The organism is Bacteroides ovatus (assembly GCF_001314995.1).
Lineage (GTDB): Bacteria > Bacteroidota > Bacteroidia > Bacteroidales > Bacteroidaceae > Bacteroides > Bacteroides ovatus.
This window is the reverse complement of sequence record NZ_CP012938.1, coordinates 3,958,672-3,978,733: the sequence shown is the minus strand read 5'-3', so window position 1 is coordinate 3,978,733 and position 20,062 is coordinate 3,958,672. Positions and strand designations below refer to the sequence as shown.

Sequence of the window (20,062 nt, the reverse complement as noted above, 5' to 3'; positions counted from 1 at the left end):
TAACAATGATTTTTATGTTTGAAAGAGATATTTATAATCAGTTGCAAAAGTGGGCCGAACGTACAGGGCGTAAACCCTTGGTGTTGCGTGGTGCGCGTCAGGTAGGAAAAACGACGTTAGTTAATGAGTTTGCCCGGAACTTTGAGAATTATCTTCATTTGAATCTGGAGCGTGAAGAAGATGCGCGCCTGTTTCAGAGTACGGATAAAGTACAGGAAATAATGAAGATAGCTTGTTTTCAAAAGAATATTCTTCTGCGTGAGGGGCGGACGTTGCTATTTATAGATGAGATACAGAATGTGCCTAAGGCGGTAGCATTGTTGCGGTATTTTTATGAAGATATGCCTGATTTGTATGTTATCGCTGCCGGTTCACGTTTACAGTCATTGTTGAAAGAACGTATCTCTTTTCCGGTGGGTAGAGTAGAATATATGCAACTTTCCCCTTGTACTTTCGGAGAATATCTGACTGCTATGGGCGAGGGGCATTATCGTACTGCTATAGATGAAATAAGTTTGCCATCTGCGTTGCATGAAGAGGCAATGTCTCGTTTTCATAGATATACATTGATTGGTGGTATGCCCGAAGTAGTAGCCGATTATGCGGAGAATGGAGACTTGGTGCGTTTGAAGTCTATTTATAATTCTTTATTGAAAGGTTATAACGAGGATGTTGAAAAGTATGCACCGACCCAGTTGCAGACGTATGTCATCCGGCATATATTGCGGACGGGCTGGAACAAGGCAGGACAGACTATTAAACTGGGAAATTTTGGAGAGTCAACCTATAACTCAAAGGAAGTGCGTGAAGCTTTCAATATTTTGGAAAAAGCTTTTATACTACATTTAGTTTATCCTGTTACAGCTATGCACGCACCGGCGCTGCCTGCTCTAAAACGTGCTCCTAAATTGATGTGGCTGGATACAGGACTAGTTAATTTTGCTGCAAATATCCAAACTGAAGTTCTGCATGACCGTACGTTGATGGATACGTGGCAAGGAGCTATCGCCGAACATATTGTAGCACAACAATTGCAGGTATTACTTGATGAACAGTATATTTCCGACTTGCATTTTTGGGTACGTGACAAACAAGGCTCCAATGCCGAAACAGATTTTGTATGGCAAAAAGGAACACAAATTATTCCGGTTGAAGTGAAATGCGGAAAGAATGCGCATCTCCGTTCGTTACATTCTTTCATGGATTTGTCTGGCGGTGATTTAGCTGTCCGTATTTGGAGTGGTCCATATTCTATTGATGATGTGAAGACGGTTGCCGGAAAGAGTTTCCGATTGATAAATCTTCCTTTTTATTATTTGGGTAGTTTACCGAAGATACTTTCTTCGATTTGAATACAATGCATTTATCCTGAATTTTTCTTTCGTTTTATATGGATAATGTGTGTATTCGCACGAAACTCGTATCGAAAATGTGTAAATTATTACATTTCTGATATCAAAAATGTGATTTATGATGAGAAGCTTTTCCAGCCTGCTTGCCGGATCCGGTATTCAATACTGAATTTGAAACAAGATGGTAATTTGATTAATATTCCCCTATTTTTGGCGGATAAGACAAAAGAGCTATTGAAGGATAAAAGTTGAAATAACCTTCTTAAAAAACGATGATTCTTAAAAAAGGAATATTTAATCATTGGAAGAAGGACGTGAATTGCAGTTTGGTAAAGAAAAGCAGGGAAATGTCCTGCATTTGTAATTACGCGATTTTTATATTTCTGCTGTTTCGAAAATATACCAATCGAACTGCGGTAGATTTTTGATTATTTTTGTTATTCGGATAGTGGATGCCCGAATAACTAATCATTTTGTTATTTTTTTCTTTCCGACATATTCTGATAAACTGGAGAAAAAATGCTTCTTAATAGTCCATTTTTATCTTCCTCACCGGGAAACGATAGCTTCCCCGGTGAGGAACAAGTCGATGCACACCGAGGAACACTTCGTTGGTTTTAAAGCAATGAACGGTTTCCGAATAGAGAAAGATACATATCCTGTTTGCTTTTATGCAATATTAGGCTGTTTTTTGTATGCTCATGCAATTATTTATGCAGTTTATTTTCTAGTTCGTTACTTTCTAATTAGCTATTTCCCTGCAGAATATTAAAAATAGAACATTGAAAGCATATTGTTTAGAGAATGGAAATCGGAGGAGAGCAATGCTTTCCCGGGATTCAGTTGCTACTTGTCGGATGATCTGGTAAACTGGATGCTTGAACGAAATTCTATCAAATTGTACATGATTCTATCTTGTTTTAGAACTTGATGTCGTATTTTTGTACAATCTAAAAACATGAAACTTATGAGATGTAAAACCTTACTTCCCTTATTTCTTTTCTTAATGACAGTCTTGTCGGTTCAGGGCAAGCAAAAAGAGTTTATTCTGCAATCCGGTCAGACGGTTACGATAGCATGCTGTAACTCGGAAAAGCTAGTGGTACGCACTTCGCTGGAAATGCTCGGTCGCGATATTCGGACTGTATTGTCTGCAACCACCGAACTGAATGATAAGGTAGGGGCTATTGTGGTAGGAACTGTAGGGCAGAGTAATCTAATCAACGAAACAGGTATTGATCTTTCCGCATTAAAAAATAAAAAACAGGCTTTCCTGCTGACTGTCTCACAAGATGGAAAGCTGGTTGTAGCCGGTAGTGACAGTCATGGTACAGCTTACGGCATACTCGAAATATCCCGTTTGTTGGGTGTCTCCCCTTGGGAATGGTGGGCGGACGTGACTCCTGAAAAGAGAGAAACCTTCCGTCTTTCTTCAAAGTTCAGAGAGTTGCAATCGCCTTCTGTAGAGTATCGGGGCATCTTCATTAATGATGAAGACTGGGGACTGATGCCTTGGGGCAACCAAACTTACGAACCGTCGGATGTGAAAGGAGAAATCGGTCCGCGTACCAACGAACGTATTTTTGAGCTGCTGCTCCGTTTGCGGGCTAATACTTACTGGCCTGCTATGCACGAGTGCACCCTTCCTTTCTTTCTGACGAAAGGGAATCGGGAAATGGCGAAGAAATACGGCATTTTTGTGGGGGCTTCCCATTGCGAACCGATGGCATGTAATGCTGCCGGTGAATGGTCGAGAAGGGGAAAAGGCGTATACGATTACGTGAATAACAGTCCGGCTGTTTATAAATTTTGGGAAGATCGTGTGAAGGAAGTTGCCGGACAAGAGATACTTTACACATTAGGTATGCGTGGCGTGCACGATGGAAAGATGCAGGGTGCCAAAACGGTAGAAGAGCAGAAAGCGGTCTTGGACCGTGTACCTGCAGATCAGCGCGGGTTGCTTGAAAAGTATGTAAATAAAGAGGTTACTCAAGTGCCACAGGTCTTTATTCCTTATAAAGAGGTACTCGATATTTATCATGCGGGATTGCAAGTGCCCGAAGATGTGACACTGATGTGGTGTGATGATAACTATGGTTATATCCGCCATTTCCCCACTGCCGTTGAGCGGGCACGTAAAGGAGGTAATGGAGTTTACTATCATGTCTCTTACTGGGGACGTCCGCACGATTATTTATGGCTGGGCACCATGAGTCCTTCACTGATCTATCAGCAGATGAAACTGGCCTATGACCAGGGAATACAGAAAATGTGGATACTGAACGTCGGAGACATCAAGCCGGCCGAATATCAGATCGAACTGTTCATGGATATGGCATGGAATCTGGATAAGGTGTCTTCCGAAGGAGTGACCGTGCATCTGAAACATTGGCTGGAACGGGAACTGGGAACTTCCTGTGCAAAGGCTGTACTTCCCGTTATGCAGGAACATTATCGCTTGGCGCATATCCGCAAACCCGAATTTATGGGAAATACACGGGAGGAGGAAAATAATCCGATTTATCGGGTGGTCAAAGACCTGCCGTGGAGCGAAAGAGAGATAAACGAACGTCTGAATGCTTACGACGAACTTTCGGAAACGGTGGAGAAGGCGGCCTCTAAAGTGCCTGTCGACAGACAGAGCGCCTACTTCGAACTGGTGAAATATCCGGTACAGGCTGCGGCACAAATGAATCGCAAATTGTTATATGCCCAGTTGGCACGCCATGATAAGGTAGACTGGGAAAAGAGTGATGCCGCTTATGATAGCATTGCCGCGCTCACTCAACACTACAATTCTCTGGAGAATGGAAAATGGAACCGTATGATGGATTTCAAGCCCCGCAAGCTTCCTGTATTCAATCGTGTGGAACGAAAAGCAGCTGCAGCTCCAATGATAGCTGACCGTAAGGCAGCCTGTCAATGGAACGGGGCGGATGCTAAAAAAGGAAATGCTGTTGTCTGCGAAGGCTTGGGATATGAAGGTAAAGCCGCAGAAATAAGAAAAGGTGATGCGCTGACTTTCTATTTCGGTAATTTGAAAACGGATTTATTAGAAGTAGATATCCGGTTGCTTCCCAATCATCCGGTACAGGGTGATAAGCTGCGTATCTCGGTTTCTTTGGATGGTGCCGAGCCTGAAGTGATAGCTTATGAAACGGAGGGACGTAGCGAAGAATGGAAAGAGAATGTGCTTCGTAATCAGGCAATCCGGAAAATCGTACTCCCCGTTTCCGGCAAAAAATCACATCAACTTGTCATTAAAGCATTGGACGAGGGGGTGATACTGGATCAGATAATGCTTTATGAGGCGGGTCATAGTGATTTGCCATAATGCGGGATCGTTCTTTACGTGAAGCTTCCCGGTTGGAGTTATAACCCATCCGGATAGTTGATAATTGTCAGGCGCGTATTATATAAAGTACGTGTCGTGTGGATGCAGATAGCAAGGCAGGCTATTGACATTCCGGATTTATGAACGATAGTTTTGTGGTTAATATTTACTATTAATCCTAGCTAAAACCATTCATTCGTTTTCTTGTTTTTATAGTCTATTGAAAATAGTTTACCATTTATGCACAAACTCTTTTTTAGTTTATAATAAAAACCGTCATCGTTTATTATAAACGGGTCTGGAGTTTATTATAGACTCTCATCTGCCGTTTTAGTAGTTTCTACTTGATTTTTTGCAACAAAAAAGGCTGCAAACCCCATAAGAGTTTGTAGCCTTAAGCCTTCAGGAGATGCTTTATGTTCTAGCTTTCATAAGAACCGGCTATGTATATTGTTATGATATTATACTTCGTTAGAGTAGGACACAGGTGCTTATATGGATTTCTTTCTTTCATGTTTAGGTTTCAATTTATAGTTTTTATTATATGTTACGCAAACAAAATCTCTAATACTTATTGAACTTATCTTACGGGAAACAGCGTTATCCGTAGGGTACTACATCCATAAGGGATTAATTCGATGTCGTATTCTTTGGGTTCCGGACTATCATGATGTTGTACAAGATAAGCAATAGAACCGGTAGAATTACGGTTTTCTGTTCAGCCGGGTAGTCGGTATGCTTTGCTCCGAATAGTTATGGGAACATCTGCTGACGTCCATGGATAGGTTGCAATGTTCTTCTTTTTCTCGACGATGAAATTCTTTTCAATTTATACATATCTCGCTTCATGTCTTTAATATAGTAGAAACTCTACTTGACTAAATTCGAAGAGAGTGAATAAAAAGAGATATTTTGCTTATTTACCTGTTTTTTTCCTTCATATTACTTGTAAATAATGAAAAAAGCTATATATTTGTGGTATCTATCCGTTGTGAGCATGTTGATAACCGGGAGATAGTTATTTTAATAGTTGAATTAATTATATTAAGTAGAGTCTGTATTATAAAAGAAATAATGAATAAGAAAGTAACTTTAAAGGATATAACCATGATGCAATCCGGTATATATATGAAAACTGATTCGCAGGGTGAGGTCAGATATTTGCAGGTGAAGGATGTTGATCCGGAGAGTCGACTTGATTATACTCAAGTAGCTACGGTAATAAATACAGGAATTAATGATAAGCATTGGTTGAAAAAAGGTGATTTGCTATTTGCGGCTAAAGGAGGCTCTAATTATTGCATATTGTATGAGGGGGCAGAACGAAGTACTATAGCATCTTCATCCTTTATTATTATACGTCCCATTACTAGTGATGTATTACCGGAATTTCTTTGTTGTTTTTTAAATACGCCGTCTATTCTTGGTATGTTGAAGAGCGCAGCGGTAGGTACGGGCATTCAAGTGATTCCCCAATCGGTAATAGGAGAAATACAGCTTGATATACCATCTATAGAAGTACAGAAGCTTGTTGTAGAAATGGATCAGTTGAGAAGAGAAAGTGAATGTATTCGTAGTGAAATAAATGAACTTAAACAAAGTTTGCAGGATCAGTTGCTGATGGATTCTTTAAAATGATTGTACTATGAAAGAAAAAGCGTATTATATTGCAAATAAAGCGCGCCAAATCTTGGGTGGAACGCTTTCTGCCAATCAGTGTAGGGATTATGTATTGGCTTTGCTATTTCTGAAGTCTGCAAGTGAATATTATAAGTCTAATGATTCTTTTCAACAAGACGATAACAAACTTACTCTACACTTATTGGTGTCCGAGCGTAGTTCTTTTGATTATCTATGTAAAGCGCTTGATTCACCGGATCTTGGTAGATTGATAAATATGGCTCTTTATGAATTGGAGCAGGCAAATGGGTTCGTAACTGAAGGTTATGAAATCAATAAAGCTATTGATTTTGAAAGTAATATATTAGGAGAAGCAAACACGCGATCGAGTAAATTGCGTGGACTCCTTCAACTTTTTCAAGAAGTCAGGTTGACTGATGCTATCGGGCAGTTGATAGATGTTGGTGATTTATATAATCAGTTATTATATATTTTTGCTGAAGAGGCGGGGAAAAAGATAAATAATGTACTTGCTCCTACAGAGGTAGTTAGTTTGATCACGAAACTAATAGATGGCAATAGAAAAAATGCTTGTTTGTGCGATCCGGCTTCTGGTAGTGGTACTCTGTTGATTGAGGTCGGTAAAAAAATGGGGATCAGGGGTACTGATATCTATGGGCAGGAAGTGAATTGGAATTTGTATGCATTGACAAAAATGAATCTGATGCTGAATGGCTTCAAGGGTGCGACTTTTCTTTGGGGAGATAGTCTTCGTAGTCCTAAATTATTGGATCATGGAGGGTTGAAAAAGTTTGATATTGTTGTTTCTGTACCTCCATTTGCAGATAAGTGGGCATCTGAGGAAGCTTATGATGATTTTTACAGACGCTTTAAATATGGTATTCCTCCTAAAAGTCAAGTTACATGGGCATATATAAGTCATATTTTGGCAAGTTTGCGGAATGATGGACAAGCTGTTGTAGTAGTGCCGGTAGGTGTTCTGTTCCGAAATACTGAAAGCAAGATACGAGAGCAGATTATTGAATACAATCTACTTGAGGCGGTTATTGAATTGCCGTCGAATCTATTTCATGGAACGGCTATTTCTACGGCAATTCTCGTATTCAGAAAAGAAAGAATGAGGACGCAAACTTTATTCGTTGACGCACGGAAGGGGTATATTTCGAATAAAGGTCTTTATAAACTTTCTGATAAAGTATTGGAACAACTTCCGAATATATATAAGAAGTTTCTTATCGGAGAAGAGGTGGGGGGAGAAAAAAACGGTTGTCCGGTCTATGTTGCTACGCAGGATGAGATACGGCATAACAAATATGACTTGAAAGTAATTAAATATGTGGAGGATAAGATTGAAAGAAAGGAGATTGATGTAAAAGATGCTTTACGAAAAATTGATGAATTGGAAGAGCGGCTAACGTATATTGATAAGCAATTCAAAGATTGTGCATGGCGATTGAGGGAACTGACTAAAGAATAGTAATTATGAAAAAAAGACACAGACATATGATAGAAATTGTAGTTACAACAGTCACAATTCTAGCGGGAGTGGTTACTTTGCTTTCATATTTCTCGAAAGAAAAAGTCAGAGTGACGGTTTGCTGTACAGAGAGTACATTGCTGACGCAAAAACCTAAAATACCGGGGATTACTGTCTTTGTACAGTATGAAGATACGATACTGGTTGAAAATCTTTGGAGAATATGTTATACGTTAGAGAATACGGGAAATAAGAATATTATTGGGGAAGGTGCCCAATCTTCTTTAGTAGTTAAAGGGGGTGGCCTTCCATTATATACGAGAAATATAAAAAAGATGATTCAATTATCAGCCACGGAAAATAACATGGTAGAACTGAGAGATAATATGCTACATTTTAAACAGTGGCTGCCGGATGAGTGTATCACAATCGAAGCTTTGGTGGAAAGCTCAGGTGAGAATCCTGAATTATATATTGATGAACATGACATTATTAACTCTAAAGTAATTTTTAAGAATAGTACTAATAGATGAATATAAAATAAATGAAACCATGAAAAAGATTTGCCTTCTTCTCTTTTTGCTTTGTGCTTGCATTGCTCAAGCACAAAATGCTTATCGCACAAACAAAGATATATCTTATGTCTCTGGCTCCGAAACGGATACCTATCGTCTGGAACGTTGTAAACTGGATATTTATTATCCTGAAAACAAGAAGGATTTCTCAACTATCGTCTGGTTTCACGGTGGTGGTATGGAAGGTGGAAATAAATTTATTCCCAAAGAATTGAGAGAACAAGGGTTTGCAGTAGTGGCGGTGAATTACCGTTTGAGTCCGAAAGCAAAGAATCCGGCTTACATCGAAGATGCGGCTGAAGCTGTGGCATGGGTTTTCAAGAATATTGAGAAGTATGGTGGTCGTAAGGATCACATTTTTGTTTCCGGTCATTCAGCGGGAGGCTATCTTTCGTTGATTCTGGCAATGGATAAAAAGTACATGGCAGCATATGGAGCAGATGCCGATAGTGTAGCTGCTTATCTTCCGGTGAGTGGTCAGACGGTGACACATTTCACTATTCGTAAGGAACGCGGTTTGCCTGACGGTATTCCGGTGGTTGATGAGTATGCTCCGGTAAATAAGGCTCGTAAGGAAACAGCTCCTCTCGTGTTGATTACGGGGGACAAGCATCTGGAGATGGCGGCAAGATATGAAGAAAATGCGTTGTTGGAAGCTGTCTTGAAAAGTATAGGTAACAAGAAAGTGACTTTGTACGAAATGCAAGGATTCGATCATGGGCAAGTACTCGGCCCGGCATGTTATCTGATTGCAGATTATGTGAAGAGATTCAAATAATATAGTTATAAATAAGAATAGATTGGAAGATGAAAACACGCAGTGATGCTTTTCAGTTTGAGAAAGAATTGGATTGGGAGAAACCGGCTCCGGGAATCCGTCGCCAGATAATGGGGTATGACGGGCAACTGATGATGGTGAAAGTGGAATTTGAGAAAGGTGCCGTCGGTTCTATGCATCAACATTATCATAGCCAGGCTACTTATGTTGCAAGCGGTAAGTTTGAATTGACCATTGGAGATCGGAAAGAAATTCTTTCTACAGGTGATGGTTATTATGTGGAACCTGACCAGCCTCATGGATGTGTTTGTCTGGAAGCAGGTGTATTGATTGATACATTCAGCCCTATGAGAGCTGATTTCTTAATATAATATCTGGCAGGAAGTCAGATATATGTGGTATGAATTTACCACATATATGGTATTTACCCTGAACAGAATCCGCACTATCTTTGTCATATATTAAAACAAGAGAAATTTAAAACAGATATATATGGAAAAGATAGCAAGAAAATTGACGGATTTGGTGGGTAACACTCCGTTATTGGAACTTAGTAACTATAATACAAGTAACGACCTGAAAGCTCGTCTGATTGTAAAGATTGAATCTTTCAATCCCGCAGGAAGCGTGAAGGACCGCATAGCATTGGCTATGATTGAGGATGCAGAAACGAAAGGAATTTTGTATCCCGGAGCGACTATCATTGAACCGACCAGCGGGAATACCGGTGTGGGATTGGCTTTTGTTTCAGCTGCTAAAGGCTATAAACTGATTCTGACGATGCCCGATACCATGAGTATCGAACGGCGTAATCTTCTGAAAGCTTTAGGTGCGGAATTAGTATTGACTCCTGGTGCAGATGGTATGAAAGGAGCCATTGCCAAAGCTGAAGAACTGAAAGCGGTCACTCCGGGGGCAGTCATCTTGCAACAATTTGAGAATCCTGCTAACCCCGCCATGCATTTACGAACTACTGGTCTGGAAATATGGAGAGATACCGAGGGGAAAGTCGATATCTTTGTAGCCGGAGTAGGTACTGGCGGGACAGTTAGCGGTGTAGGTGAAGCGCTGAAGATGCGTGATCCGAGTATAAAGATCGTGGCAGTAGAACCTTCTGATTCTCCGGTACTCTCGGGAGGAAAACCAGGGCCGCATAAGATTCAGGGAATTGGTGCAGGGTTTGTTCCTAAAACGTACAAGGCTTCTATCGTAGATGAGATTATTCAGGTGCAGAATGACGATGCCATTCGTACGAGTCGTGAATTAGCCAAACAGGAAGGTTTGTTGGTAGGCATATCTTCAGGCGCAGCCGTATATGCTGCTACGGAACTGGCGAAGCGACCGGAAAATGCCGGGAAAATGATTGTTGCATTATTACCCGATACAGGTGAACGTTATTTATCTACCATTTTGTATGCTTTTGAGGAATATCCTTTGTAAAGATGAACTAATTTATGGCATGAGGATGGATGTGTCAAAACTAATATTTGATAAATAATTCATCCTCATGTATTTCGTTCCATTATTTTATAAGACGTTCGCTAATTCTTATTAAAACTACTGTAATAATCTCGTATGATATACCAAGCTTTTTTACGGTATCCTTGATCGGATACTAAGCCTTTGCGATTCCATTCACCTCCTTGATTGGGGTGAAAGCGAAAAGGAGAGCGAAAATCAAATAAGATCCATGGAGATATTCCGCGTAGATTAGGAATATGGCTGAACATTTTTAAATTATCCAGATATAATTGCGTCTGATAATCTTCACTCCATGAACTTTTGATATCAACTTTGCCTTTTTTCCCATACAACGCTTCCCCTCCGAATTCTGATATAATGAGAGGTTGTCCAGATGCGATATTCCATTTTACCTGCTCAGGTTTGGCAGGCCAATTGTGATACCATCCCATATATTTATTGATTGCAACCACATCCAGTTCTTTTATGAATGGATCTTTCATCTCGAAGGCTTTTGTTTCTTGATTATACCTTGCCAGATCAAATGCGGCAGTAATGAGTCTGGTAGTATCCAATTCATGGCAACAATTAATTAAATATCTGAGGAATTGGTTACGAGGTTCGGAAGTGGCTGTTTCGTTGGCAACTCCCCAAAATATAAGAGCACATCGGTTCTTATCACGCATGATCATTTCCTTAATCATTGTACCGGCTTTATTTTTGGTTTGTTCATTACCAAAGTCTATTCCTTGCCAGATAGGAATTTCTTCCCATAAAAGAAACCCCATTTTTTCAGCGTTTCTTACGATGTATTCGTTTTGGGGATAATGAGCTAAACGAATCATGTTAGCTCCTAATGCTTTTGCTTCCGATAATAGCATGATTGCATCGCTTTCTGAAAAAGCGCGTCCTTTGCGTTGTGGTATTTCTTCATGGAAGCTTATACTTCGCATGAAGATGGGGGCGCCATTTAGATAAACATCTTCTTCTTTCACATAGATATTACGAAATCCAATCTTTTCTTCTATTTTATCGGAATCGGATGAAATAACGACTGTATATAGTTTGGGAGATTCGGGTGACCAACGTTGTAACTTTCGGGTTGTGAAAGAGAGTTGTGCGCTACCTGAAAGATCTGTTACTAATTCTTTTCTTACTTTCAGTTCCGGTATTTCAAGTATTATTTTCTGCCCCTCTTTTTTATCTGACAAAGAAATATGCGCATTGATTTTATCAGAATTGAATTTATCCAACTGGATAAAATAATCTTTAATATACTTTTGAGGAACTGTTACAAGCATGACATCTCTTGTAATTCCTCCATAATTCCACCAGTCGAAAGACATGGCGGGTATTGCATCTTTGGTTCGGGTGTTATTCACTGCTACAGCCAGAAAATTATCATTCTCTTTAACTTTATCAGTTATATCTATTTGAAAAGGAGTGAACCCTCCTTCGTGCTGACCTATTTCATTCCCGTTTAGGTACACTTTACAACGATAACTGACTGCATTGAAGTATAATAACAATCTTTCGTTTTCCTTTTTCTTGATGTCCAAATGGCGAGCATACCAAACTGTTCCTTCATAAAATTTAAGTTCGGGAATCTGAGAGTTCCAGTCGGAAGGAACGTTCAAAATTAAACCTTCCTCAAATGAGTATTCATAAAAATCAGTTTTACCCACAGGCTTTTTATTCTTAAACATACCCATTCGGATGCCTTGGTCATAAGGGTCTATGATTGCATTCCATTTGCCATTCAGTAGTTGGTAGTTGCGTCCATAGACATTTGCGATAAGCTCCTGAGACCGACAGTTTTGACTTACCAGGATGAGTGACAATAACGTCAGGATGATGTGTTTTTTAGTTCTCATAAATGTTATTTATTTCAGTTATTATGTTGTATATCTGAATGAAGTCAGGCTATTTGTTGGAAGATATTCGTGTCTCCAGTAATTCAAAAGAGGTAGCCCGTAGGTTGTCGGAACTATTACCTGCAAATAGTTTAAACTCGCCGGGTTCAGTAATGAATACTTTTTCATGGCTGTAAAATGAAAGATCTTCCGTAAACAGAATGAATTCGACAATCTTTTCTTCTTTAGGTGCTAATTCTACTTGTCGGATGCCGCAAAGCTCTATGAGAGGACGTGTAATGGAACTTACGACGTCTTGTAAATAGAGTTGTACGGTTTCTATTCCTTTATATTTTCCGTTATTTCTGACTTTTACTTTTACCTTAATAGGTTCGTTAAAAAAATATTTCTCTTTCTCAAGTACTGGGGTGTCTATTTCAAATTGTGTGTAGCTTAGTCCGAAACCAAAGGGGTAGGCAGGCAAAGCTGTTTCGTCACAGTATCCGCTGACATATAGATTATTGGGAACCCAAGGTCTTCCGGTTCGCTTCTGGTTATAATAAATAGGACATTGACCTACTTGTTTGGGAAAAGTAACCGGTAGCTTTCCGGAAGGATTATATTTTCCGGTGAGTATATCTGCAACAGAGTTCCCTGCTTCGGATCCCAACCACCAAGTCATTAGTATGGCATCGGCATAAGGTTCCATATCTGAGAAAATCAATGGTCGTCCTCCCATTATGAGTGCTACAACCGGTTTGTTGCTTTTTTCTTTTAATTGTTTTACTAGCAACTGTTGATTTCTGTGGATATTGATATCCACTTTTGACCTTGCTTCTCCTGATTCCATTGCTCTTTCTCCTACCGCTACAATAATCATGTCGAAGCGGTCTAATGCCGGTAATGGTTTGAGTTCATTATTTTCCAAATCATATCCTTCGATATAACTTATTTGTGCGTGTGGGATAGCATTACGTAAACCCTCATCGACTGTAACAACCTCTTTTTCGTCTCCTACTGCTTTCCAATTGCCTAACATATCTTTGGAGGCTTTGTTGAGAGGACCGATTAGTGCGATGTTGGATATATGCGGCTGGATAGGAAGGACTTGATTGTTTTTGAGAAGGACGATTGACTTGCTTCCCATCAGGCGTGCTGATTTTCGATGTTCGTTGATTATCTTTTTATCACTTAGTTCCTGATATCTGTTGTTGTAACAATAAGGGTCGTCAAACAGCCCTAATTCGTATTTCAATGTCAGTATTCGTCTTACGGCATTATCTATCAGGTTTACATCTACTTGGCCTTCGTTTACAAGGTCGACCAGATTTCTTTTATAAGACATGGAGTGCATATCCATATCACATCCTGCTATGACGGCAATTCTGGTAGCATCTTTGTTGTCTTTGCCCATTCCGTGTCGGGCAATTTCTCCAATGGAACCCCAATCGCTTACGGTAAAACCTTTAAATCCCCATTTTTCTTTTAATAGCTCACTTTGAAGATATTTGTGGGCAGTAGCCGGAATACCGTTTATTTCATTGAATCCTGTCATTAACGTAGCTACACCGGCTTTTACAGCACTATGAAAGGGAGGGAGATATACTTGATGGAGTGTAGCATCCGAAATATCGGCTTCCGCGTAGTCTTTTCCGGCGAGGGCAGCACCGTATGCAGCTAAATGTTTGGCACAGGCAAGAACAGTATTCTGTCGGGAATAGTCTGTTCCCTGAAAGCCTTCTATGCGCGCTTTGGCTACCTGGCTTCCGTACCATGTATCTTCGCCTGCACCTTCCATACCTCTTCCCCAACGGGCATCTCTGGCTATATCTACCATTGGCGCAAAGGTCCAGTGAATACCGTATGCTGACGTTTCGGAAGCGGCTATCCGGGCGGTCTTCTTTATCATTTTCAGGTCAAAACTGGCAGCTTCTCCTAATGGAATAGGGAAGATAGTCCTCATCCCATGCACAACATCCAAACCAAATATCAAAGGAATCTTGAGGCGTGATTGCATAGCCAAATCCTGATACTGTCTGGCACGTTCTACCGTAATGATGTTGAACATCGAACCGACCATTCCCTTTTTTATTTCTTCTACATGATTTTGGTTTTTGATGGTAGGACCTGTCTGGAGTTTGTCATTGGAGTATTGGATCATCTGTCCGACTTTCTCTTCCAACGTCATTTGTTGAAGAAGAGAATCTACTTTCCGGCTATAATCTTTTTTTATAGGTTGTGCCGATAAGTCATTCAGCAATATGCTGTAATTAATAAGTAGTAGGATATAAACAATATACTTTCTCATTTTATTTTTTGATTGAATGGTGATTATGATTTTCCGTAATGATGCTTACAAAAGTAGGGCTTATAAACATAGGTAAGAAAGGCGTGCGTCTCAAAAACTTGCGGAATCGTCTCATACCCGAAATTTAGCCTTGCAACGCTTGTTAGCAAGGAATGAAATGTATAGTTTTGCTCTCAATCATTTAAAACCAAGTTATAAGAATAAATATGAAAAACATTACATTAATTTCTCTATTTCTGTTTTCGGCTACTTTGGGATGGAGCCAGAAACGCTATGAAGTATTCTCTCCTGACAAACAACTGAAGGTGTCTGTAAAAACGGGGAATGTTCTTTCTTATGCATTGTTACATAAAGGCGATACTTTGATTTATCCTTCTTCTATTTCTATGATATTGGGAGACGGAGAGGTGTGGGGACCAAACTCAAAAGTACGGTCTGTGCGTAATAATACGGTGAATAAGACGATAGCTTCTCCTTTTTATAAACGTGCTGCCGTTACTGACCATTTCAATGAGATGACACTGGTTTTTAAGAATGGTTTTAACCTTATTTTCAGGATGTATAATGAAGGTATGGCCTATCGTTTTGTATCGAGCGGGGATAAGCCTTTTACGGTAGTGTCGGAAGAAGCGCGTTTTCATTTCCAGACAGACCGGAATGCTTACATACCGTATGTCCGTACTAAAAGCGAAGACCGTGAGAAGCAGTTCTTTAATTCATTTGAAAATATATATACTTATGAGGCCATTAGCCGGATGAATCCTCATAAACTGTTATTTTCTCCTATGGTTGTTGAGACGGGTGATAATCGTAAATTATGTATTGCTGAGGCTGATTTGGAACAATATCCCGGTATGTTTCTGGTTAAAACGAAAGATCGGAACGCATTGGAGGGAGTATATGCTCCTTATCCCAAGGAGAAAAAGCAAGGAGGATATAATTCCTTGCAGGAAGTGATACAAGTGCGCGAACCTTATATCGCTAGTTGTCAGGCTAATGCTGTATTTCCCTGGCGTATTGTTGTCGTTTCCGAGAATGATAAAGAGTTGGCAGATAATGATATGGTCTATAAGCTTGCTGCTCCTTCGCGCGTGAAGGATATATCATGGATACGTCCGGGAAAAGTTGCCTGGGAATGGTGGAATGCCTGGAATTTGAAAGGAGTTGATTTTAAGACCGGAGTGAATAATGAAACTTATATGGCATATATTGATTTTGCTTCTCGTCATGGCGTTGAATATGTAATTCTGGATGAAGGATGGGCTGTGAATTTGAAGGCAGACCTTTTTCAGGTAGTACCGGAAGTTGATTTGAAGAAACTGATAAATTATGCCGCTTCCCGTAATGTCGGGTTAATTTTATGGGCGGGATATTATGCCTTTAATCGTGATTTGGAGAAAGTCTGCAAGCATTATTCCGAGTTAGGAATAAAAGGTTTTAAGGTTGATTTTATGGACAGGGATGACCAGCCGATGGTTGAATTTTACTATAAAGCGGCGGAGATTGCTGCAAAACATCGGTTATTGCTGGATTTTCATGGAGCTTATAAGCCGACAGGACTAAACCGCACTTATCCGAATGTGCTTAATTTTGAGGGAGTGCATGGGCTTGAACAATTAAAGTTTACTAGTAATAATATAGATCAGGTGACTTATGATGTGACTATTCCGTTTATCCGTATGCTTGCCGGACCTATGGATTATACGCAAGGTGCCATGCGTAACGCAAATAAAAAGAATTTCCGCTATATTACTGAGGAGCCGATGAGTCAAGGCACTCGTTGTCGTCAGTTGGCGGAGTATGTAGTTTTTGAATCTCCTTTGAATATGCTGTGTGACAGTCCTTCTATGTATGAGCGCGAAGCGGAATGTACGAGTTTTATAACTTCGATCCCCACTGTATGGGATCATACAATATCTTTGGATGGGGCTATCGGGAAATATGTGGCAATTGCCCGTAAGAAAGGAAAAGACTGGTATGTGGGAGCAATGACTAATTGGGATGAACGCACGTTGACACTTGACTTGTCGTTTGTCGGTGAAGGTGCGTTTGCGGCGGAAGTCTATCGTGATGGAGCAAATGCTCACAGAGTAGCATCCGACTATGTAAAAGAAGTGATTGATATTCCTGCAGACAGGAAACTGAAGATATCTATGGCGCCAGGTGGAGGTTGCGCAATGAAAATCTATAAAAAACCGTAGTTATCAATGGAAAGACGGAATAATATTCTTTTAAAGGTCCTTTTGTGGCCGTTTATATATATCGGTATGCTATTTTGCTTAGGCAACCATTCCATATATGCTAAGGAGACTTGTAGGATTGAAACTGCAAGTTATATTCTTCAAGCATCCGGTTTTGACGAAATATTTGTTATGAATAAACAATCGGAAAAGCTTGTCCGGTTGGGAAGTATGAGGTTGGGATGGTCACCGGCGATTGTTCCGGAAGCGTGTACTTATGAAATGGTGAAGGAGGATGGTTGTCAGGCTATTCGTGCTCATTTTACGTTTCCTGAAAGAGATGACAGTGGAAGGAAAATTCCGGAGACGCTGGTTCTTACGGGTACTTATATAGCACGTCCTTCTGCGGTAGATGTCCATTATACTGTTAGTGGGATGCCCGAAGGATATGTAGAAAAGAAATGGGGCGGTTCCCAATTCCGTTTCGTTTTATTAGGGGAGCGGAGCTTGGAACTGCCTGTAGCGAAAACTGGTCTTTGGCAACGTCATTCTGAAGGTGGGCTTCCCATTGAAGAGTTTGATGCAAAATTTGTTCCTTTTCGGAACGGCAATTATAAGATATGTTTGGCGTATAACAAAGGTAATTCTGCTAATCTTAATTGGAAAGACGAGGGATTCAGACATACAGTATTTACTGAGAAAAGTCTACAGGGAGAAAAGGTTCTGGATACTCGCTTTTCTGTTGTGATTGCTTCGGCAGACGAATCTTACGAGGTCATCAGCTCACGATGGCACGGGCGTCCGTTTGCACTGACTCTGACTACAGATAAAACCTACAACTGGTGGGAAGACGCCTTGGAGACTTTGGAAGTGAATGTTAACGTAACCAATACAGCTCAAGAAAAAAAGAACTTTAGGTTAAATTATTGGGTACGTGATTTTAAGGGCAATGTAGTTGTCAGACAGAGCGAAGCTTTGGTATTAGCTAGCGGAGAGTGTGTTGTTCGGCCTGTCCGGTTCAGGTCGGAGCAAGAACGGGATTTGTTTTTTGTAGAAGCCTCTCTGGTCGACAATGAGGGGCGTGAGCAAGTTTTTTCCAGAACTAATATTTGCGTATTGCCTCCTCATAAGTTTTTTTCTTCTCCTGAGAAAAGCATTATGGGGCTTTCTGCCTATTGGGAGATTCCTGATTTGGATAATTTGAGCCGCTTGTTGCAGAGAATGGGAGTAAAATGGTTGCGGAATGGAGATACGGCAAATTTTCCTTCTATATGGGCGATGTTCCATAATAATGTTAATTGGAAAAAGGAATGGGACGAACAGATGCGTAAAAGAACGGTTCGTGCTTGTCTTGAAAAAATGGTTTGCAATGGCAATAGGATATGGGAGTTTGGCAATGAAATCAACATGGATAATGCAGGTATTGCCGTAAGCAAAGATGGCATCGGAGGCGCTGTGTTGCTTGAACCTTATGTGGCGTGGCTGAAAACAATTCGCCGGGTGCAGCAGGAAAAACCGGAATGGCAGGCAATTAAACTGATTTCATTTGGCATGGCAGGTTGGGATGAAATATTTATGAATAAGTTGGTAGAGGTTGGTGGTTGGGACTTGTTGGATGGCATTGCATTGCATCCGGGTAGAGGAAATTATACTCCTGATTATCCTGTAGTTACTCCGTGGAAAAAATATCAGAAACCGGTTAAAGGATATCCTTATTGGAATTATTACGCTTCCATTCGATTGGCAAATGATTTTATAAAGAAGCATGGCGGAAATAAGGAACTGTATTTGACGGAGGTTTATGCGTTGGATTATCCCAATCATTCATGGAACGACACTCCTCGTGGTTCTGCCGAGAATGTAGTCTTGTCGTATGTATTGGCAGCGGCGGAAGGAGTGAAGAATGCTCTTTATTACCAATTGTTTAATTCAGTTTGGTTCGACCAACTGGGAGTGAATGCCGGCAACCGGGAGTATTTCTTCGGTCTTATCAACAGAGATCTTAGCTTTAAGCCTTCACTGATGGCTTATTGCACGATTGCCGAAGCACTGGACGGGGCAACATGCAAGGGATGGATTAAATTCCCAGATGAGAACAGCCATCATAGAGGATTGCTGTTCGACACTCCCAGCGGGGCGATGGCCGTCCTTTGGAATAGAGCGGAAGGGTTTATCCAGAAACACAATGCCCTGTCTCCAGAACCTTGGGTGGATACATGGCGTGTGCACACGGAGTTGGAACTCCCTGCTGCCGGAGAAAGTCTGAAGTTGGTGAACGTCATTGGACAGAAAATACGGTTGAGAGCTCCTGATCATAAGGCAACCATATCATTGACCGGGGCACCTGTCATCGTATATGGAATAGATACCGCAAGACTCAACCTTTACACTGTTGATTGATTCTTTCTTTGAGGTCTTTTGAAGTTTCTACTATAAAGAGGCATTTCGAAGGTTCATAGGTTTCACATTAGCCCGGATGATTGTGAATCGGTGTTTTATGGTGATTGGAAACGTAAAAGATGAGATAAATCGCTCTTCACCTCCTTCACATTGTACCGGTAAGCGTCTCCGCGCTGCCGTCTTGTTTTACCGCTCCCTGCAAACGATTTTTCATTTTCATTTCTCATATTCTCATTCATCAATCATAAGTAGCAGAAAGCTAATAGAATAGACTATGAGAAATGATTTCTAAAACAGCATTTCTCATAGTTTTTCCGTCAAATACCCCCGATTTTACCCTGTTTCTCATACTTGTTGGATTCATTTCTCATAGTGTCTTTCCTGCCAACCTATAACAAGAATAAAGAAACAACTAGTCAACCATTATCAGAGAAGTACATATTCTCTTTGTCCCATATATTATGGGAAAGTATTCTCTGATATTATGGGAATTTGTTCCCACAAAATAAGAGAATCTTTTCCCATAATATTAGAGAATACTTTCCCACAATATGTGGGACAATCGGAACTTGCTTGTCTTCCACCAGAAAAAGGGAGAAGATAGTATTCGACTATAAGAAATACCTTGAAAATGCCACCTGAATACCCACCCGGACAAGTCATGGGTGCGACATGAAGTCGCATAGATAATTGTTGGAATGAT

The 20,062-nt window shown here is 40.4% G+C and carries 13 protein-coding genes and 1 pseudogene; 11 read left to right on the top strand and 3 right to left on the bottom strand.

Annotation, left to right across the window (positions count from 1 at the left end):
* The first annotated feature begins 14 nt into the window (after positions 1-14).
* The 9 genes and pseudogenes from Bovatus_RS15440 to cysK all read left to right on the top strand — a co-directional run bounded on the left by Bovatus_RS15440 (position 15) and on the right by cysK (position 10,597).
* A complete protein-coding gene (locus Bovatus_RS15440; protein ID WP_004322921.1) occupies positions 15-1,352 on the top strand; it encodes an ATP-binding protein in 1,338 nt (445 codons plus the stop codon).
* Between the two features lie 105 nt (positions 1,353-1,457).
* A pseudogene (locus Bovatus_RS25900) lies at positions 1,458-1,604 on the top strand (ATPase); the annotation flags it as partial.
* Between the two features lie 715 nt (positions 1,605-2,319).
* Entirely contained in the window at positions 2,320-4,686 is a 2,367-nt protein-coding gene (locus tag Bovatus_RS15425; RefSeq protein WP_004322922.1) for a glycosyl hydrolase 115 family protein, read from the top strand.
* 1,074 nt (positions 4,687-5,760) lie between these two features.
* The gene (locus tag Bovatus_RS15420; RefSeq protein ID WP_004322923.1) at positions 5,761-6,324 is read left to right on the top strand and encodes a restriction endonuclease subunit S; all 564 of its coding nucleotides are present in this window, start codon (positions 5,761-5,763) and stop codon (positions 6,322-6,324) included.
* 7 nt (positions 6,325-6,331) lie between these two features.
* Positions 6,332-7,804: an N-6 DNA methylase gene (locus tag Bovatus_RS15415; RefSeq protein ID WP_004298590.1), complete on the top strand. Its 1,473-nt coding sequence runs from the start codon at positions 6,332-6,334 to the stop codon at positions 7,802-7,804.
* A 5-nt stretch (positions 7,805-7,809) separates the two neighbouring features.
* Complete coding sequence (locus Bovatus_RS15410) at positions 7,810-8,337, top strand: hypothetical protein (protein ID WP_224440831.1); 528 nt, start codon at positions 7,810-7,812, stop codon at positions 8,335-8,337.
* A 19-nt stretch (positions 8,338-8,356) separates the two neighbouring features.
* Positions 8,357-9,157 carry an alpha/beta hydrolase gene (locus Bovatus_RS15405; protein ID WP_004298588.1) on the top strand — a complete coding sequence of 267 codons (801 nt, stop codon included), beginning with the start codon at positions 8,357-8,359 and terminating at the stop codon, positions 9,155-9,157.
* Positions 9,158-9,186: 29 nt separating this feature from the next.
* Positions 9,187-9,528, top strand: coding sequence for a cupin domain-containing protein (locus Bovatus_RS15400; RefSeq protein WP_004298587.1), 342 nt, complete (start codon positions 9,187-9,189; stop codon positions 9,526-9,528).
* Positions 9,529-9,649: 121 nt separating this feature from the next.
* On the top strand, positions 9,650-10,597 hold the full coding sequence (gene cysK, locus Bovatus_RS15395) for a cysteine synthase A (RefSeq protein WP_004298586.1): 948 nt from the start codon (positions 9,650-9,652) through the stop codon (positions 10,595-10,597).
* Positions 10,598-10,698: 101 nt separating this feature from the next.
* Here the strand turns inward: cysK and Bovatus_RS15390 are convergent, their stop codons facing one another.
* Together Bovatus_RS15390 and Bovatus_RS15385 are read right to left on the bottom strand one after the other, a co-directional pair.
* The gene (locus Bovatus_RS15390) at positions 10,699-12,492 is read right to left on the bottom strand and encodes a glycoside hydrolase family 2 protein (RefSeq protein WP_004298585.1); all 1,794 of its coding nucleotides are present in this window, start codon (positions 12,490-12,492) and stop codon (positions 10,699-10,701) included.
* A 49-nt stretch (positions 12,493-12,541) separates the two neighbouring features.
* Positions 12,542-14,779 (bottom strand): glycoside hydrolase family 3 N-terminal domain-containing protein, encoded by a 2,238-nt coding sequence (locus tag Bovatus_RS15385; RefSeq protein ID WP_004298584.1) that lies wholly within the window; start codon positions 14,777-14,779, stop codon positions 12,542-12,544.
* Positions 14,780-14,985: 206 nt separating this feature from the next.
* On the opposite strand from Bovatus_RS15385, the gene Bovatus_RS15380 reads away from it, so the two are divergent.
* Together Bovatus_RS15380 and Bovatus_RS15375 are read left to right on the top strand one after the other, a co-directional pair.
* On the top strand, positions 14,986-16,980 hold the full coding sequence (locus Bovatus_RS15380) for a glycoside hydrolase family 97 protein (RefSeq protein WP_004298582.1): 1,995 nt from the start codon (positions 14,986-14,988) through the stop codon (positions 16,978-16,980).
* A gap of 171 nt (positions 16,981-17,151) precedes the next feature.
* Positions 17,152-19,359, top strand: coding sequence for a T9SS C-terminal target domain-containing protein (locus Bovatus_RS15375; protein ID WP_224440832.1), 2,208 nt, complete (start codon positions 17,152-17,154; stop codon positions 19,357-19,359).
* Between the two features lie 95 nt (positions 19,360-19,454).
* Here the strand turns inward: Bovatus_RS15375 and Bovatus_RS25775 are convergent, their stop codons facing one another.
* Positions 19,455-19,586 (bottom strand): hypothetical protein, encoded by a 132-nt coding sequence (locus Bovatus_RS25775; protein WP_256380922.1) that lies wholly within the window; start codon positions 19,584-19,586, stop codon positions 19,455-19,457.
* Between the last annotated feature and the right edge of the window lie 476 nt (positions 19,587-20,062).

What these genes read in the sequence shown, in the direction of transcription:
- Bovatus_RS15390 (WP_004298585.1), bottom strand. Translation starts at nt 12,492, where the DNA reads ATGAGAACTAAAAAACACATCATCCTGACGTTATTGTCACTCATCCTG.
- Bovatus_RS15425 (WP_004322922.1), top strand. Translation starts at nt 2,320, where the DNA reads ATGAGATGTAAAACCTTACTTCCCTTATTTCTTTTCTTAATGACAGTC.
- Bovatus_RS15385 (WP_004298584.1), bottom strand. Translation starts at nt 14,779, where the DNA reads ATGAGAAAGTATATTGTTTATATCCTACTACTTATTAATTACAGCATA.
- Bovatus_RS15440 (WP_004322921.1), top strand. Translation starts at nt 15, where the DNA reads ATGTTTGAAAGAGATATTTATAATCAGTTGCAAAAGTGGGCCGAACGT.
- Bovatus_RS15405 (WP_004298588.1), top strand. Translation starts at nt 8,357, where the DNA reads ATGAAAAAGATTTGCCTTCTTCTCTTTTTGCTTTGTGCTTGCATTGCT.
- Bovatus_RS15415 (WP_004298590.1), top strand. Translation starts at nt 6,332, where the DNA reads ATGAAAGAAAAAGCGTATTATATTGCAAATAAAGCGCGCCAAATCTTG.
- Bovatus_RS25775 (WP_256380922.1), bottom strand. Translation starts at nt 19,586, where the DNA reads ATGAGAAATGAAAATGAAAAATCGTTTGCAGGGAGCGGTAAAACAAGA.
- Bovatus_RS15400 (WP_004298587.1), top strand. Translation starts at nt 9,187, where the DNA reads ATGAAAACACGCAGTGATGCTTTTCAGTTTGAGAAAGAATTGGATTGG.
- Bovatus_RS15380 (WP_004298582.1), top strand. Translation starts at nt 14,986, where the DNA reads ATGAAAAACATTACATTAATTTCTCTATTTCTGTTTTCGGCTACTTTG.
- cysK (WP_004298586.1), top strand. Translation starts at nt 9,650, where the DNA reads ATGGAAAAGATAGCAAGAAAATTGACGGATTTGGTGGGTAACACTCCG.
- Bovatus_RS15410 (WP_224440831.1), top strand. Translation starts at nt 7,810, where the DNA reads ATGAAAAAAAGACACAGACATATGATAGAAATTGTAGTTACAACAGTC.
- Bovatus_RS15375 (WP_224440832.1), top strand. Translation starts at nt 17,152, where the DNA reads ATGAATAAACAATCGGAAAAGCTTGTCCGGTTGGGAAGTATGAGGTTG.
- Bovatus_RS15420 (WP_004322923.1), top strand. Translation starts at nt 5,761, where the DNA reads ATGAATAAGAAAGTAACTTTAAAGGATATAACCATGATGCAATCCGGT.